The organism is Psychroserpens sp., assembly GCF_034670085.1.
Classification (GTDB): domain Bacteria; phylum Bacteroidota; class Bacteroidia; order Flavobacteriales; family Flavobacteriaceae; genus Psychroserpens.
The window spans coordinates 306,769-324,920 of record NZ_JAXMOD010000004.1 but is presented as its reverse complement, the minus strand read 5'-3'; the positions used below and the strand labels follow the sequence as shown (position 1 = coordinate 324,920).

General features: G+C 33.0%; 15 protein-coding genes. 12 read left to right on the top strand and 3 right to left on the bottom strand.

All coding sequences use genetic code 11. The features are described 5' to 3' along the window. Positions 1-44: 44 nt before the first annotated feature. Both VOI25_RS09270 and VOI25_RS09265 read right to left on the bottom strand, forming a co-directional pair. Positions 45-2,246: a M56 family metallopeptidase gene (locus tag VOI25_RS09270; protein WP_323788783.1), complete on the bottom strand. Its 2,202-nt coding sequence runs from the start codon at positions 2,244-2,246 to the stop codon at positions 45-47. 2 nt (positions 2,247-2,248) lie between these two features. Then, complete coding sequence (locus VOI25_RS09265; RefSeq protein ID WP_323788782.1) at positions 2,249-2,608, bottom strand: BlaI/MecI/CopY family transcriptional regulator; 360 nt, start codon at positions 2,606-2,608, stop codon at positions 2,249-2,251. A 152-nt stretch (positions 2,609-2,760) separates the two neighbouring features. Between VOI25_RS09265 and VOI25_RS09260 the strand changes: the two genes are divergently transcribed. Continuing rightward, entirely contained in the window at positions 2,761-3,702 is a 942-nt protein-coding gene (locus tag VOI25_RS09260) for a calcium/sodium antiporter (RefSeq protein WP_323788781.1), read from the top strand. 62 nt (positions 3,703-3,764) lie between these two features. Here VOI25_RS09260 and VOI25_RS09255 read toward each other — a convergent pair whose 3' ends face one another. Further along, complete coding sequence (locus VOI25_RS09255) at positions 3,765-4,778, bottom strand: glutamine synthetase beta-grasp domain-containing protein (protein ID WP_323788780.1); 1,014 nt, start codon at positions 4,776-4,778, stop codon at positions 3,765-3,767. A 182-nt stretch (positions 4,779-4,960) separates the two neighbouring features. Between VOI25_RS09255 and VOI25_RS09250 the strand changes: the two genes are divergently transcribed. The 11 genes from VOI25_RS09250 to VOI25_RS09200 all read left to right on the top strand — a co-directional run bounded on the left by VOI25_RS09250 (position 4,961) and on the right by VOI25_RS09200 (position 18,139). Then, positions 4,961-7,147, top strand: a complete 2,187-nt coding sequence (locus VOI25_RS09250; RefSeq protein WP_323788779.1) for a glutamine synthetase III — start codon at positions 4,961-4,963, stop codon at positions 7,145-7,147. 258 nt (positions 7,148-7,405) lie between these two features. Next, entirely contained in the window at positions 7,406-8,083 is a 678-nt protein-coding gene (locus tag VOI25_RS09245; RefSeq protein ID WP_323788778.1) for a hypothetical protein, read from the top strand. Positions 8,084-8,316: 233 nt separating this feature from the next. Further along, positions 8,317-8,457: a hypothetical protein gene (locus tag VOI25_RS09240; protein WP_323788777.1), complete on the top strand. Its 141-nt coding sequence runs from the start codon at positions 8,317-8,319 to the stop codon at positions 8,455-8,457. Between the two features lie 232 nt (positions 8,458-8,689). Continuing rightward, positions 8,690-9,391, top strand: coding sequence for an outer membrane beta-barrel protein (locus VOI25_RS09235; protein WP_323788776.1), 702 nt, complete (start codon positions 8,690-8,692; stop codon positions 9,389-9,391). 36 nt (positions 9,392-9,427) lie between these two features. Beyond that, positions 9,428-10,606: an AIR synthase related protein gene (locus VOI25_RS09230; protein WP_323788775.1), complete on the top strand. Its 1,179-nt coding sequence runs from the start codon at positions 9,428-9,430 to the stop codon at positions 10,604-10,606. A 399-nt stretch (positions 10,607-11,005) separates the two neighbouring features. Further along, positions 11,006-12,082, top strand: a complete 1,077-nt coding sequence (gene prfA, locus VOI25_RS09225; protein WP_323788774.1) for a peptide chain release factor 1 — start codon at positions 11,006-11,008, stop codon at positions 12,080-12,082. A 33-nt stretch (positions 12,083-12,115) separates the two neighbouring features. Further along, positions 12,116-12,928: an orotidine-5'-phosphate decarboxylase gene (gene pyrF, locus VOI25_RS09220; RefSeq protein WP_323788773.1), complete on the top strand. Its 813-nt coding sequence runs from the start codon at positions 12,116-12,118 to the stop codon at positions 12,926-12,928. Between the two features lie 20 nt (positions 12,929-12,948). After that, complete coding sequence (locus tag VOI25_RS09215; protein WP_323788772.1) at positions 12,949-14,319, top strand: pyridoxal phosphate-dependent decarboxylase family protein; 1,371 nt, start codon at positions 12,949-12,951, stop codon at positions 14,317-14,319. Positions 14,320-14,750: 431 nt separating this feature from the next. Continuing rightward, a complete protein-coding gene (locus VOI25_RS09210; RefSeq protein WP_323788771.1) occupies positions 14,751-15,320 on the top strand; it encodes a hypothetical protein in 570 nt (189 codons plus the stop codon). 109 nt (positions 15,321-15,429) lie between these two features. Further along, on the top strand, positions 15,430-15,939 hold the full coding sequence (locus VOI25_RS09205; RefSeq protein ID WP_323788770.1) for a T9SS type A sorting domain-containing protein: 510 nt from the start codon (positions 15,430-15,432) through the stop codon (positions 15,937-15,939). Between the two features lie 31 nt (positions 15,940-15,970). Further along, on the top strand, positions 15,971-18,139 hold the full coding sequence (locus tag VOI25_RS09200) for a hypothetical protein (RefSeq protein ID WP_323788769.1): 2,169 nt from the start codon (positions 15,971-15,973) through the stop codon (positions 18,137-18,139). Positions 18,140-18,152 lie beyond the last annotated feature (13 nt).

Genomic DNA, 18,152 nt, shown 5'->3' with positions numbered 1-18,152 from the left:
AAGCCCAAATTTTAATTTGGGCTTTTTTGTTTTAAGGGTTAAAATCAATTTCCTATTGCTCTTACATACAATTTATCATCATTAGATTTGCCCATTACAATATCAGGAATGGCTTGGTTTTTTTCTCTCCAACTGGCACTTGATTTCCTACCTTGATTGTCATCTAAAGAAATTTTTATACTTGTTATTTCTCCAGCTTTATTACGTCTTACTTTAGTAAATTTCGCGTCAATACCTAACGTCTTTAAATTGTTTTTTTGTGTTTCTAAAAAAGCATCACTTGAGTTTTTTACGATAATAAATTCAATGGTGTCCGAGTTATGTTCATCATCAAAAAATTGAACACTTGTAACAGCAGTTTCAACTTTCCAAGGACTTTCTTCATCAACTTCAACAATGACATTTTTGTTGCCATTTGAGAAAAATTCTGATTTTTTCAACCCATTACTGTTTATAATGACCACTCCGTTTTTTCCTTTTTTACCATATAATTTAACTGCCGACTCATCTTTTAGTACTTCAACGCTATTTATATCATTTGAATTAATGGCACTCATTTTGTCTTTAGTTATAACGGTTCCATTCAATATATACAGTGGTTCATCACCATCGGTTTCAAATGTGAAATTGTTACTAGAATTTAAGATTATAGTGTCTTCAGATTCTGAAAATAAACTTTTCGATCCTTTTTTTGTCATTAAAATAACACCGTTTTTTCCATCCTTGCCATATTTTTTTAAAGCGTTATCACCTTTGATAACAAATACCGATTCAATGTCATCAGAATCGACATCTTCAAAAAGGGATTTCTTGACTTTTTTACCATTAATAATGAAAAGCGGTTCATCTGAGTCTTCAATAAAAACATTCGAGTTGTTGTCGTCTGATGACCAAGTTATTTTATCATCCTTATTCATGAGATAAACGCTGTCTTTGTTTTTTAAAACTCTAACATCGACAGTCGAGTTTCCGTTGTCGTCATCTTCCTCAATTATAAGTACCTTTCCAGAGCCCTTAGTTGATTGCATTTTAACACTACTTCCGCTGCCTTTGGTTTTATAAGTGAAAGTGTTACTGTCTAATGTACCAACACCAAAACCATTTTTGTCGCTTTTAAAACGGAATGACTTTATCCCTTCATCACCAGAAATATTATAGTTTGAAGAGTTTTTTTCACTTTTAAACTCTGTATGTATAGCAGTAATATCTCCATCTGAATTTCGTTTAACATCTTTATAATTAAAAGTGATGCCTTTCTTTTCTAAAGCGTCTTTAATTTCTAAAAGATTATCATCACTGGTGCTTTTAGTGATGATGATTTCTATAATCTCATCTTGATCGGTAACTTCTTCAGTGTTCTCTTCATTATCTGTATTAGTTTCAATATATATTGTTTTAGTATTATAACTCATCATAAAACCAGCCAAAAGAGGCAACACTAAAATGAGTTTTAATTGATTCAATTTTTTTGATTTTGATTTGTGTAACATAACGATTCGTTTTTTGATTAATGATGTATAGAAATTATTAGTGAATGCTAATTGATGATTTTGGACACTAGCTTTCAATAAAACAGTTTGATAACTTTTTTCACAAGGTGAAATATATTGGGCTTTTTGATCTGCTATAAACTCTAAATTTTGCTGTACGGCTTTTTTGTAAAGCCAAACAATTGGATTAAACCAAAATAGAATACAAGATAGTTGTGCAATAATTGTGTCTATAGAATGGTATTGTTTCGCATGAATTTTTTCATGATTAATAACATGGGTCAATTCTTCAGTAGAGAATTGATTTGGATTATAAACGATTTTATTGAAAAACGAAAATGGAGCAACATCATTAGAAGTTTCCAATAATTTAAAATAACCAGTTGAAGCTGTTTCTTCACTTGTTTTTAAAACCTTTCGAAGTGATAAAAATTCAACACATAACTTTCCAATAAAAAATAAAATACCGGCAATATATGTCCAAATGATTACTTGCAAATAATCAAAAGGTTCATTGGCAATTACATTCGGAATGGCATCTGAAGCATGAGTTGTCGTATAACTAAAACCTGATGCGGCAATAGGAGTGTATTCAATGTAAATAGGAATTACAATCAACGGAATACATGAAGCTAGAACGAGTCCGCAAAGCAGAAACCAGCGATTAGTTTGAAAAAAAGTATCACGTTGTAAAAACAACTTGTAACAGATATAAAAGATGAGTAGTACTGCTGAAGCTTTTAAAAGATAGTCCATAATTAGTTCTTTTTTTCAATTAAAGCAATGATTTCTTTTAATTCGTCGACGCTAATTTTTTCCTCTTTGGCAAAAAAGGAAACAACATTCTTATAAGAATTATTAAAATAGCTTTCTATAGCCGTATTCATGAAACGCTCTTTATAGGCTTCTTTGCTAACTACAGGAAAGTATTGATGTGTTTTGCCGTAGGCATTGTAACTCACATAACCTTTCTCTTCTAAATTTCTTATAATAGTAGAAAGTGTATTATAATGCGGCTTATCGTTTTTAATCTCAGCAAGAACATCTTTTACAAAGGCTTTTTCTAGCTTCCATAAAATCTGCATGATCTCTTCTTCTTTATTTGTGAGTTTTTGCACTGTTAAATGATTTTGATTATTATGGAAACAAATCTATAACTATTTTTGTAGTTATACAACTATGAATTTAGTTATTTAACTAAATTTTAAGTTTTAAAAACTAATTTTATGATTAATCAGATGAAGTATTATCTTCGTGAAAATTAATTTTCATGAGTTTACTTTGGATCATTTTAGGATTGTTGCTTTTGGTAGTAGGAGGTGAGTTTTTAGTCCGTTCTTCTGTTGCTTTATCCTTTAAGTTGAACATATCTAAAATGGTAATTGGGATGACAGTTGTAAGTTTTGCAACCTCTGCTCCAGAGCTATTAGTAAGTTTAAATGCTGCATTATCTGGTTCTCCAGCAATTGCCATAAATAATGTAATAGGATCAAATATTGCCAATATTGGGTTGGTGTTAGGGATTACAGCCTTAGTTAGTTCAATTGCTGTTGATAAAAGTTTTTATAAACTCAATTGGCCAGTAATGATGCTTTTTTCTATAGCATTATATTACTTTTTAAATAATGATAATAAACTTACACCAATTGAAGGTGGCGTTTTATTTGGAGCTTTAATCTTATTTCTAATCTTGCTTATAAAAGTTGCTAAGAAAGAAAAAGTAATAGAGCAAGTCGATGTTAGTCTAGCTGTTGTTTCAAATTTTAAAATTACTATTTGGTTACTTATTGGTGCAACTGCATTATATTTTGGTTCAGTTTGGTTAGTTGATGGAGCTAAAGAATTGGCAACTACTCTTGGTGTTAGCGATGCCGTAATTGCGGCAACAGTAATTGCAATTGGCACAAGTGTTCCTGAGCTAGCAGCTTCTGTTATTGCAGCCGTAAAAAAGGAAAAAGCCTTGTCGCTTGGTAATTTAATTGGATCGAATATTTTTAATATAGGTTCAGTATTGGGTCTTACATCAATTATTAAAACGATTGAAGTTACAGAGGCGTCAATCCTATCACGCGACATTTATTGGATGTTAGCTTTTGCCGCTGTGTTAATTCCTTTAATAATTATTCCAAAACGTTTCAACATATCAAGGTACAAAGGTTTATTGTTGGTAGTTGCTTATGGGATGTTTATCTTTTTTGCATTTAAATCTTAAACTAAAAAACGCCTTCTTAATAAGTTAAAGAAGACGTTTTTAAGCAAAATTATTTTTAGAATCTAGCTAATATTAGCAGATTTTACGGTCTTAATAATACGACCAGCAATTTTATAAGGATCACCATTTGAAGCAGGACGACGATCTTCTAGCCATCCTTTCCAACCTTTCTCTACAGTAATAATAGGGATACGAATAGATGCTCCTCTATCTGATATTCCATATGAGAAATCTGATACATGTGCAGTTTCGTGTAACCCAGTTAATCGCTCATCATTAAACTCGCCATAAACAGCCATATGCTCATCTACAACAGGTCTAAAGGCTTCGCATATTTTTTCGTAAGTTTCTTTCGAACCACATGTTCTTAAGACTGTATTCGAAAAATTTGCATGCATACCAGAACCGTTCCAATCACCTTTTACTGGTTTTGGATGGTACTCAATATAGTAGCCATATTGTTCAGTTAAACGATCTAATAAATAACGAGAGATCCAAATTTCATCACCTGCCTTTTTAGCACCTTTTGCAAATAATTGGTATTCCCATTGTCCAGAAGCAACTTCTTGATTTATGCCTTCAAAATTTAAGCCCGCTGCAATACATAAATCTGCGTGCTCTTCAACAAATGTTCTTCCGTGTGTATGTCTTCCTCCAACAGAGCAGTAATACATTCCTTGTGGTCCAGGATAACCACCAATCGGGAACCCTAAAGGTAATTGTGTATGAGTATCCATGATGAAGTATTCTTGTTCAAAACCAAACCAGAAATCATTATCATCATCATCTATAGTCGATCTTCCATTAGACTCGTGTGGTGTGCCATCAGCATTTAGAACTTCAGTCATTACTAAATAACCATCTTTTCTAGCAGGATCTGGATAGATTGCTACAGGTTTTAGTAAACAATCAGAAGAACCTCCTTCTGCTTGTCTCGTTGAACTTCCGTCAAAAGACCAAATAGGGCAGTCTTCTAATTTACCACTAAAATTTTCTTCAACTTTAGTTTTGCTTCTCATGTTTTGAGTTGGTTTGTAACCATCTAACCAAATGTATTCTAACTTAGATTTGCTCATGCTAATTTATTTTTAAAAATTTAAAGGACAAATTTAATATTTTTATTTAAAGGTTGAAAAAAATGGGGTAATTTTAGACGAAAGGTTATTAACAATTGTTTAAACCCCATTTTTTTAGGGGTTGAATTAATATAAATTAATTTTTTGATTAAATTTGCCCTATAAAATTCAATATACATATTATGTCTACATTAAGATTTCATGCATTAAAAGAAGTATTTAACCATAAACCAGTAAAAATTGAGGAAAATGTTAGACGCTCTGAAATTTTTGGTGCGAATGTATTTAATGAATCTACAATGCGTCAATATTTGACCAAAGACGCTTTTGAAAGTGTTATTGATGCGGTTAAAAATGGTACTAAAATAGATAGAGTTGTTGCAGATCATATCTCTACAGGAATGAAAGAATGGGCAATTTCTAAAGGTGCAACGCATTATACACATTGGTTCCAACCTCTAACAGGTGCAACGGCTGAAAAACACGATGCTTTTTTTGAAACTATAGGAAACGGTTTGGCTATTGAAAAATTTGAAGGCGGACAATTAGTTCAGCAAGAGCCTGATGCGTCTAGTTTCCCAAATGGTGGCATAAGAAATACCTTTGAAGCTAGAGGATATACAGCTTGGGATCCAACATCTCCAGCTTTTGTATATGGTACAACTTTGTGTATTCCCACGGTATTTGTGTCTTATACTGGTGAAGCTTTAGATTATAAAACACCTTTATTAAGAGCACTTCAAGCTGTAGATAATGCAGCTGTTGCAGTTTGTAAATATTTTGATAAGAATGTAAAAAAAGTAAATGCTTCTTTAGGTTGGGAGCAAGAGTACTTTTTAATAGATAGTGGATTGGCAAAATCAAGACCAGATATCACATTAACAGGAAGAACCCTTCTTGGGCATTCGCCTGCTAAAGGTCAGCAATTAGATGATCATTATTTTGGAACCATTCCAAATCGAGCAATGGCTTATATGCGTGATTTGGAAACAGAATGTATGTTATTGGGCATACCTGTGAAAACGAGACATAATGAAGTGGCACCAAATCAATTTGAATTAGCACCAATTTATGAAGAAGCCAATTTAGCAGTAGATCACAATTCGTTATTAATGGATGTGATGGATAAAATAGCAGAGCGCCATAACTTTAAAGTTTTATTTCACGAAAAACCATTCGCAGGTGTAAATGGCTCTGGGAAACATAACAATTGGAGCTTAAGTACTGATACTGGAGTGAACCTGTTGAGTCCAGGAAAAACGCCAATGAGCAATCTTCAGTTTTTAACTTTTTTTATAAATACAATTAAAGCGGTTTATGATAATGAAGAATTACTAAGGGCGGCAATTGCTTCCGCTAGCAATGATCATCGATTAGGCGCAAATGAAGCGCCTCCTGCAATTATTTCAGTATTTATAGGAGCGCAATTAACGCATACCTTAAATGAGTTAGAAAATGTTACTCACGGTAAACTATCGCCTCAAGAAAAAACGGATTTAAAATTAAACGTCGTTGGAAAAATTCCTGACGTGTTATTAGATAATACGGATAGAAACCGAACATCACCTTTTGCGTTTACAGGAAATAAATTTGAATTTAGAGCTGTAGGTTCGACAGCAAATTGCGCAAATCCCATGACAGTTCTAAATACTATTGTTGCAAAGCAATTAGTTGATTTTAAGAATGAAGTGGAAGGCTTGATATCTAAAAAAGACATGAAGAAAGATGATGCAATTTTTAATGTACTTAGAGAGTATATTAAAAAATCAAAACATATTTTGTTTGAAGGGAATGGGTATTCGGAAGCTTGGGAAAAAGAAGCTAAGAAGAGAGGGTTGAGTAATAATAAAACAACACCTGAAGCCTTAAAAGCAAAAGTGTCAAAGAAAGCCATTCAGCTTTTTGAAGACATGAATGTTATGAACAAAATTGAATCTGAAGCACGCTATGAAATTGAAGTTGAAGAATATGTGCTAAGAATTCAAATTGAAGGACGCGTTTTAGGTGATATTGCTAGAAACCATGTGGTGCCAACTGCTGTACGCTATCAAAATATTTTAATTGAAAATGTAAAAGGTCTTAAAGAAATTTATGGAGCATCATTTAAAAAACTTGCAAAAGAACAACTCAATCTTATTGAAGAAATCTCTAGTCACATTGAAGGGATCAATTCTATTGTGACTAAAATGACTGAAGAACGAAAAAAAGCAAATGCTATAGACAACCTAGAAAAGAAAGCTATCGCTTATTGTAATATAGTAAAGCCATTGTTTGAAGATATCAGATATCATTGTGATAAATTAGAACTTTTGGTTGATGACGAACTTTGGCCATTAACAAAATATAGAGAACTTCTATTTACAAAATAACTTATTGTTTATTGACAAAAAAATCACATTTCAACTATTTTTTTAAACGAGTAATCGAGTTTATAAGAGTTACTCGCTAAGAATTATAGTTATTTGGGCGCAATTGTATTGTAATAGTCGTCCCTATAGTTGAAAATGTATAGCATTACAATTAGAGTATTACAATAGTCAACAACACGATTGCTAGTGTTTAATTAATCCATTTTACAGTAAACCCTAACAACTAGTATGCATAAGTATACAAACTAAAATGTGATTATGATTACACCTACAACAATTAAACACGCAATTATGTGTGTGTTTTTAATGCTCTCAATCCACAGTTTTTCGCAAGGATTAATTTCAGTTGGAGAAAAGCCTAATTCTGATTCACTTTCAAATTCTAAATTAAGAACCAAAAACATAATTATGGTTGGTGTTGGAAGCACACTTTTGAATGGGGAAATGAACGCTCCTGAATATGAAAACTTCATTCAAATTCAATATAAAAGATTTGTTATACCTAATTTGAATATAAACGGAAACCTTAAAAAATTTGATATCAAAAATTATGATTTCGAAACTAATGGATTTCTCTCAGGAGATTTAAATCTAGAATGGTATGTTTTTCCAAGCAATAAATTCACACCATATATTTATGTTGGTGCTGGAATATTAACGTCAAATAATTTTGAAGATCAAAATTATAAAACTCAAGGTGGCGTAGGTGTCGATTATTTGATAACCGATAACATAGCATTAACGGGATCAATAGAAGCCAATTATATTTATGATGAACAAAAAGGATCCCGACTAATGCAAGAAGTAGATCAATTATATGTGAATGCACTTATAGGATTTAACTTTTATTTTGGTAGTCAAAAATCGAATTCACCTCAGAAAGTAAAGAAAAATCAATCAAGTATTATTAATTCTAATCCTATTGGTTTCTATTGATCTAGTCAATTAAAACCAATAAAAACTCGCCTATATGACAGTAGATTTCTATTGTTTTGTAGGTTTTTTTATGTTAAAATTATCGAGTTTTATACGTATTTCTACCCAGTTTGTAAGAAAAAAGTGGTATTTCAACGCCTTATTTTTACAACTAATCGAAAAAGGTGTTAACCTCTTACCCACAGTAACATAATTCATTAAGTTTGTAGTGCTATTAATCAATTTTTGTAAAAATGAAGAAGTTACTATTAAGTGCGGCTGCATTAATGTTTGCTACACTGCTGTTCTCTCAAGATGACTCTACGGATGTCAATGAGAACCTTACACATGATGACGTCGTAAAGACTGAGTTGCGTTTACAAGCAGAATCGTAAACACTTTATCAGTTGCAAAAAAAAAGAACAGTCTGTTAGATTTATTTCTATCGACTAGAAAGACAAGCGGATTATAAATATTCGTTTGTCTTTTTTTTTAATCAAAGGTGAAACTGAAAAAAAGTAACCTATTGACAATTTATTTTTTATATTACCAACCGGTTTTCCCCTAAATCGTGAACTTTAATTCTCTTTTGTTATTGATTAACATGTTTAATTAATATTAAAATTGATGATAGCGCAACCATTTTATATTAGAGCAATAGTCTTATTGAGTATATGTCTTATGCCAATAATAGGACTAGCACAAGAAGAAGCTTCAGAAGCAAGTGGCGAAGCACAAATTAAAGATGCTTACAGAACAGAATTTTATGACCTTAGAGGCTCAAATGTATTTGATGTCGCTATAGGAACTTCAGTTATTAATGGAGATTTTGTTGATCCACAGTTTGAAATTTATAGTCATTTTGGCTACAAGAGACATATTACACCTCATTTGGGAATTGATGTAGGTTATCATAAATTTAATTTGGCTTATATCGATAAATATAATGAAGGCTTCATGTCATTCGATTTAAACCTAGAAGTTACTATTCTTCCTCACAGTAGATTCTCACCATTTGTTTTTGCAGGTGCAGGTTTAAACGCATCCAACCATTTTAAAGAAACCGCAAATAAGTTTCAAGGTGGTGGCGGACTTGAATATATTGCCTCTAATACTATTGGAGTGAAATTATATACAGACTATAACTACGTTTTAAGTGACACTTTAGATGGGCTTGAAGCTGGAGATTCGGACGATACGTATTTTAGAATTGCTCTAGGTGTTAATTTCTATTTTGGAGGTTCTAAAATGAAATCTAAAAAACTAAAACAACAAGCAACTGTAATTGATTCTAATCTCTTAAATGATGAATATTACATTAAAAAATAGATTACAATTGTTACTTTTGTGGTCTAATTTTAGGTTATGAGTCAAGACATAAGTAAACGCTATGCACAACGTGGTGTTTCAGCATCTAAAGAAGATGTTCATAATGCCATAAAAAATATCAATAAAGGATTATTCCCTAAAGCATTCTGTAAAATTGTTCCAGATTATTTAACTCATGATGAAGACTATTGTCTAATTATGCATGCTGATGGTGCAGGTACAAAATCGTCTTTAGCCTATATGTATTGGAAAGAAACTGGAGATATTTCAGTTTGGAAAGGTATTGCTCAAGATGCGCTTATCATGAATATTGACGACTTATTATGTGTTGGTGCAACAGAAAATATCATGTTGTCTTCAACTATTGGTCGGAACAAAAACCTAATTCCAGGTGAAGTCATTTCTGCAATTATTAATGGTACTGAAGAACTTATTCAAGATTTAAAATCGTTTGGAGTTACGATTCATTCAACTGGTGGTGAAACTGCAGATGTTGGAGATTTAGTAAGAACAATCATAGTAGATTCTACAGTTACCGCTCGAATGAAACGTACTGACGTTATCGATAATGCGAATATTAAATCTGGCGATGTAATTGTTGGTTTAGAAAGTTTCGGACAAGCAACTTATGAAACTGAATACAATGGCGGAATGGGATCTAACGGATTGACTTCTGCACGTCATGATGTGTTTCATAAGTATTTAGCTGCCGCATATCCTGAAAGTTTTGATGCCACTGTTCCTGAAGATTTAGTGTATTCTGGACAAATGAAATTGACAGATGCTGTTCAAGATTCACCTATTGATGCTGGTAAATTAGTTTTGTCTCCTACAAGAACTTATGCGCCAATTATAAAAGCAATCCTATCAAAATACACTAGTGAAAAACTACACGGAATGGTGCATTGTTCTGGAGGAGCTCAAACTAAAATTCTACATTTTATTGATAATTTACACATTGTAAAAGATAATATGTTTCCAATTCCTCCATTGTTCAAATTAATTCAAGAGCAATCTAAAACCGATTGGAAAGAAATGTATCAGGTGTTTAATTGTGGACATCGAATGGAATTATATGTGTCTCCAGATATTGCTAAAGACATTATTGCTATTTCAAAATCGTTTAATGTGAATGCTCAAATAATTGGTCGCGTGGAAACTTCGGAAACAAAAAGATTAACGATAACAAGCGAATATGGCGTATTTGAGTATTAAATAAATCCTTTAATAAGGAGTAAAAATGCACAAGTTACAAAGCTGTCAAACAGAAAAATTACACTAAAAAATTTTAAGTTAGAGACACCGCGTATTCTGTAAAAACGAAGTCGTTGTCTCGTTCTGCGATCACTTAGCATAAACCATAGCACCATAAGCAAACATAACTTGGTACTAAGTGCTAAAATCAATTCCGGATTAATAACCGTAATGGTTAGAGTCACTAAAAATGACCAAAAAGCCATTGACTTATAATAGTTTAGTATGGAAGTGAATTGCTTTCGCATATCACTTATAACGTTAAAACTTGAAAAATTATTTTTCTGAGTTGTTAACAATTAATGAACTTCAAAAAATCCATAAAATATTGTACTTTTGAAACACAATTTTAAGAGATAGATGTTAGAGAAATTACAAATCATAAAACAACGCTTTGATGAGGTGAGTGATTTAATCATTCAGCCAGATATTATCACTGATCAAAAGCGCTATGTTCAACTAAATAAGGAATACAAAGATTTGAGATTGTTAATGGATAAGCGTGAAGCGTATATCGAATTAACAGATAATCTAAAAGAAGCTGAAGAAATTATTTCGGATGGAAGTGATGCAGAAATGGTTGAAATGGCTAAAATGCAATATGATGAAGCTAAAGAAGGGATACCTAAGCTTGAAGACGATATTAAGTTCTTATTAATCCCAAAAGATCCTGAAGATTCTAAAAATGCTGTCGTAGAATTACGTGCTGGAACTGGTGGTGATGAAGCTAGTATTTTTGCAGGCGATTTATTCAGAATGTATTCTAAATATTGCGAAAGTAAAGGTTGGAAAGTCGATGTCGTAGATTACAGTGAAGGAACGAATGGTGGTTTTAAAGAAATTCAGTTTGAAGTCACAGGTGAAGACGTGTACGGAACCTTAAAATTTGAAGCTGGAGTACATCGTGTGCAACGTGTTCCACAAACAGAAACTCAAGGTCGAGTGCACACAAGTGCTGCAACCTGTATGGTGTTTCCTGAAGCTGAAGAGTTTGATGTAGAAATTAATCCTAAAGATGTTCGAGTTGATTTTTTCTGCTCGTCTGGTCCAGGTGGTCAATCAGTAAACACAACCTATTCTGCTGTGCGTTTAACACATGAACCTACAGGATTGGTGGCGCAATGTCAAGATCAAAAATCGCAACATAAAAATAAAGAGAAAGCCTTTAAAGTATTGCGTTCTCGTTTATATGAAATGGAATTAGCTAAAAAGAATGCTGAAGATGCTGAAAAGCGTGGAAGTATGGTAAGCTCTGGAGATAGAAGTGCAAAAATAAGAACCTATAACTATTCGCAAGGTCGAGTTACTGACCACAGAATCGGTTTAACCTTATACGATTTATCTAACATCGTAAATGGAGATATTCAAAAAATAATTGATGAATTACAACTTGCAGAAAATACTGAAAAACTAAAAGCAAGTGACGAACATATTTAATATTAAGCCTCATTTTGAGGCTTTTTTTATGACATGACAACACAAGAACTTATACAACAAATTCAAAAAAAGAAATCCTTTCTATGTATTGGATTGGATGTCGATCTTAATAAAATCCCAAAGCATTTATTACATGAAGAAGATCCTATTTTTGCTTTTAATAAAGCTATAATCGATGCAACCCATCATTTGTGTGTGGCTTACAAACCTAACACAGCGTTTTATGAAGCCTACGGCTTAAAAGGTTGGAAAGCCTTAGAGAAAACCATCATGTATCTTAATGTAAAGCATCCTGAAATTTTTACAATTGCTGATGCAAAACGTGGTGATATAGGTAATACAAGCCGCATGTATGCGAAAGCATTTCTAGAAGATTTAGCCTTCGATAGTGTAACAGTTGCGCCTTATATGGGAAAAGATTCCGTAGAACCATTTTTAGAGGTGAAAAACAAACATACCATTTTATTAGCGTTGACCTCTAACGCTGGAGCATTTGATTTTCAGACCTTAAGTGTCAATCAATATGAATTGTATAAGCAGGTTTTGGAAACGTCTAAATCTTGGGAGAATTCTGAGAATTTAATGTACGTTGTTGGTGCAACCAAAGCTGAATATTTGGCAGACATAAGAAACATAATTCCAGAAGCATTTTTATTAGTTCCTGGAGTTGGAGCTCAAGGTGGAAACCTACAAGATGTTTGTAAATATGGTATGACCTCAAATGTAGGTTTACTAGTTAATTCGTCTAGAGGAATTATCTATGCGTCAAATGGACAAGATTTTGCACAAGCTGCAGCTCAAAAAGCGGAAGCATTGCAGAATGAAATGGCTCAAGAGTTGAAATGATTAATTATAGATTATAAGGCATGCACAAGATAGATTTTGAGCTAATTGAAATGACCATGGATGTCATGAAATATGCTATCGATCGAATTTCACACACAAAACAAAAAATTGGAAAACCTCAAAAAGCAGAAGTATTAAAGGCTTTAGTTGGTGAAACCATCACTGAAAAAGGTATTGGTGGAGAAAAAGCCTTTCAATTATGGAAAGATCATTTAGCAAAGGCTAATGTTCCTGTTGATCACCCACGAAATTTGGCTTTTGTACCAGCAGCACCTACAAGAGCAGCTGTCATGTTTGATTTGGTTACATCTGTTTCAAGTATTCATGGAGCCTACTGGATGGAAGGTGCTGGAGGCATTTTTTGCGAAAACGAAGCCATGAAATGGATTGTCTCTTTAACAGGTTTGCCTAATGGGGCATTTGGAGTCTTTACAAGTGGTGGAACAGCTGCAAACCTATCAGCAATTGTAACAGCAAGAGAACATTGGCGAGAGGATGACACTTATAAAAGAGAAAAAGGTTTAATCATTACATCAATTGGTGCACATTCTTCCATTAAAGCAATGGCAAAAGTTGCCGATGTAGATATATTACTAGTTGATTCTGAAGAAAAACTAACAGGTACTAACTTAAGAGAAACTATTGATAATTTAACGTTTCATCAACGTAAACGATTATTTGCGGTTGTAGCAACAGGAGGTACGACTAATGCAGGAATTATAGATGATTTAGAAGGTATTGCAGAAGTTTGTGATAACGAAAAACTTTGGTTTCATGTCGATGCTGCTTATGGAGGTGGAGCATTAGTGGCAGATTCAGTTCGTCATTTATTTAATGGCATCGAAAGAGCAGATAGTATTACTGTTGACCCTCATAAATGGATGTTTTCACCTTATGATTGTGGTGCAGTGATCTACAGACATCCAGAATTTGCGAAAAAAGCACATTCGCAACAAGGCTCATATTTAGATATTTTTAAAGATGAAGGTGCTCATGGATTCAATCCAACTGATTACCAAATACAGCTAACTCGTCGTGTTAGAGGATTGCCCTTATGGTTTTCTTTAGCAACTCATGGCACAAATCGCTATAAGGAAGCGGTTGAGCGTGGTATAGAATTAGCTCAAATTGCTGGTAAAATAATTGAAAGCAATCCGAATGTAGAATTAGTTAGAGAACCGAGTCTTTCTTGTGTCTTGTTCAGAAGAATAGGATGGATGCCGGAAGCATACACACAGTGGACGTATGATAATCACGACAAAGGATTTGCTTTAGTAACGCCAACGAAATGGAAAAATGGAGACATCTATGAAACTGTTTCAAGGTTTTGCTTTATCAATCCAGATACTACCGAAGACGATATCAAAATGATTTTAGATACGATGGCTTAGAATTAAAATAAAGTGATCAAAATGATGCCTTATGATTTAAAATTATAAGGCTTTTTCTTTTTATTATTAGTCCCTTCTTACTAGTAAATATGTCTTCTTACTATGAGACATTTCGCTAAAACTTAATCACGGTTCTATTTTTCAATACTTAAGCTGTTCTGTTTTTTATTTTGAAATGCAATTACTTAAAATTTTGTTTTTCAGTATTTTACACTGTATGTATTTGCTTTTTATATATGAAACAAATACTCTAAATCCGTTTATTTTTTGTGGTGGACAAAAGGTGGACATAGCAATTCTACAAAAATTCGAGTCTTTATTTTCTCTATTATTGTTTGAGCAATACTGTCTTCATGTTAAAAAAATACATCGTATTAACTGTAATTTTTCTATTGAGCTTTTCCTGTTTTTGCCAGCAATTATATTTTGAGTTGGGAACCACAGTATCATCTTTCAATTACGAGAACTCTAGAGGAGAACCTCTAAGTAATTTATTACCTAAATCTAAATCCTACTACGGAATTGGTTACAGGCAAAACATCAATTCAAGAAGAACCTTGTTCTTGTCTTTAGGTGCAGTTTACAACAATTATGGAGCTATAGGAAGCGAAGCAAGTATTGACAACTTTTTTGAATGGGATTTGAGCTATTTAGGCTTAAAAGCAGGATTAGGGATTAAGCTGTTTGAACTTAGAGATTTGTCATTTTTTGCAAATCTATCTGTCGCTTCAGAGTTTTTAATAAGAGGAACACAAACCATAAACAACGATGTGTATAATCTTGTTGGTGAAAAAGAATTTAACAACAACATCTTTTTTTTAAGAGGTGGAGTAGAAATGCAATATCCTATTTCTCGAAGTACAGCCATTTTTGTTGGTTACAACTATGGAAAATCAGTACTGATTAGTAGTGGTGAAAATAGCGAAAAATTGACGCTCAATGCACATCAATTTGGATTGGGATTTATCATAAACCTTCCCAAATGTTATTGTAGTTATTAATAAAGTTTAAAATAAAGTGGACAAAAGGTGGACATACAAATTAAGGTCATGATCTTTAGGGATTTAGTTCTAAGTTTAAACCTGAGTCTTTTTAAAAATATAAGACAAAATGAAACAAATTATCATCGTATTTACATTGCTGTGTTGTGTTCACATAGTGCAAGCACAAAACAACCAAGAGTATCGCATTATCAGATCTAATTTAGGAAGTAGTGGGTCCTCACAAACGGTAACTACAACTAAAGGTGTGTTTACAATAAGTCAAAGTATAGGTCAATCTAGCGTTATCGGTACACATTATAATAATGGTTATTATATACGACAAGGCTACCAACAACCTCTAGATAATTTAAAAACAGTTAAAGATTCAAACCACAATCTTATAGCAACGGTACATCCAAACCCATTTAATCAAGATGTAACAATAGTTTTTAGTAACACCATCAAAAATGATGTTTCAATTTCAACTTTTGACATTAACGGTAAATTAATATACACGCAAAACTATTTGCCTACTCAGGAAATCAACTTAAAATTAACAAACATTTCAAGCGGAATATACGTTTTAAAAGTGCATTCAGGTACACTTTTTTTTAATACAAAACTTATAAAACTATAGTTCAAATTAACCAATTATAAAATCACAAATCATGAAAAAGTTCTTCATTGTAGTATGCTTCTTATGTGTTGCATCACAAACGTTTGCACAAACCGATGGCATTACTTATCAAGCTGTTATTATTTCACCAGATGCTTTAGAATTACCAGGTGTAGATTCTGAAGGCAATTATCTCCCAAATGCGACAATTGCCATTCGGTTTACGATTTATGACCAATTCAATCAACTGGAATTTCAAGAAGTACAAGTTACAGATACAGATGAATTTGGACGTATCAACTTATTGATTGGCGATGGCAACCATGATTATTTTAAGGAAATGAATTGGGATGGCACTCCAAAAGATTTAAAAGTAGAAATCGATTTTGATGCTGGAAGCAATTTTGAATTAATGAGCAGAGAACGTCTAACATTTTTACCGTATGCCTACCACAGAAATATCACTGCCACTGGAACATTGACTGTTGATGACAGAACCTATTTAAATGGCGAATTGCAAGTAGAAGGTCCAACAAACTTAAGCAGCACATTAGATGTAAATAATGGCAATGCAACTAATCTTTCTGGTACTTTAACTGTAGAAGGCGAAACAAACTTAAACAACGCACTAAATGTTAATGATGAACACCCAACAAACCTTTCTGGTGAACTGACTGTTGGCGGTAATACTGCTTTAAATGGAACTTTGGATGTGATTGGTTTAACGACTCTCAATGATTTAGTGGTTAATGGAGAAGCTAGTTTTGGAGAGTTGGAAGCAACTAACCTAAAAGTGACTGACTCCACAACTTTGCAAGGTGGATTGTACATCAATACACATTCTCAAGTAAGAGTAAATAGAATCTTTAACGATAATTTTCAGTTAGACACCAATATTGAGCATCATGCGATGTTAATAGAAGGAGGAAGACAAGGATTGGCGATCAAAGTGAATGGAGGAAGGGATAACACCACCAATTTTATTACGTTTTTTGACGAGTTAAGTGATTCGTCTTGGGGAAGAATTGAAGGTGAGCGTGCCGATGAATTTTCAAATAATGCAGACTATGAATTTGGTTTAGAAACCTTAGAATACGACTCGTATGATGCCATTTTTGATACAGGAGTTGCAGCCTACGAATTTGCAAAATCCTTAGGAGAGATTGGTATTGCCTCAACATCGTCAACAGGTTGCGTTGGTATTGGAGCTTGTGTGACAGCACCAATACCTTCATGGATAATTGGTAGTACAGCACAATCTATAGTTGCTGGTCTTCAAATAGTTGTTGCAGGTATAGGTGTAGGAATTACTCAAGGAAATCTTAGTTATTATCAAGATTATAAAACAATGCTGCAAGGTGTAACTTATGCCTCTGGATCCGGAGATTATGCAGAATATTTACTGAGAAACGATATTAATGAAACCATGACCTATGGTGATATTGTTGGAGTAAAAGGCGGAAAGATTTCTAAAAACCTTACAGGTGCTGAACGCATGATGGTTGTGTCCTATAAGCCAATTGTATTAGGAAACATGCCTCAGCCTAATCGAGAAAACGAATACGAAAAGGTAGCATTTATGGGACAAATACCAGTTAAGGTTTTCGGAATAGTTAATATAGGTGATTATATTCTTCCTAGCGGCAAAAATGATGGGATTGGTATTGCTATTCATCCAGAAGACATAACCACAAGCCAGTTAAAGCAAATAGTTGGTGTGGCTTGGTCTACAAATGAACAACATAATAATTTCAGCATGATTAACACGGCTGTTGGCATTAATAAAAATGATGCAAATTTAATTATACAATCCTTAGAGACTAAGGTTAATGAGCAAGCTGAGGAAATTTCATATTTAAAAAATCAAATAGAAAGCATTTTAAATAAAATTGATGCCATTGAAAATGGCGTAGCCAACGGAAACTTGGCTTTAACAGCAAATGCTAAGGAAAACCATTCGGAATATGAAGTGATAGAGTCTCCTGAAAGCGATATAATTTACCATAAGATCACTAGAGATGATTTTGAAAAAGGATTGTTACTTGCTGAAGAAATGATATTGAATTCTAACAAAAATGGTGAAAATGTAAAATTAGTTGAAGCCTTAAACAAATTGAAAACTGATGCTAATTATAAAACCAAATTTTTTAATGAACTCCAACAAGGTCTAGAAAAACAAATCCATTTTCATCAAGAGATTGATAAAAAAGGAAGGCATTAAATATTACAAATCA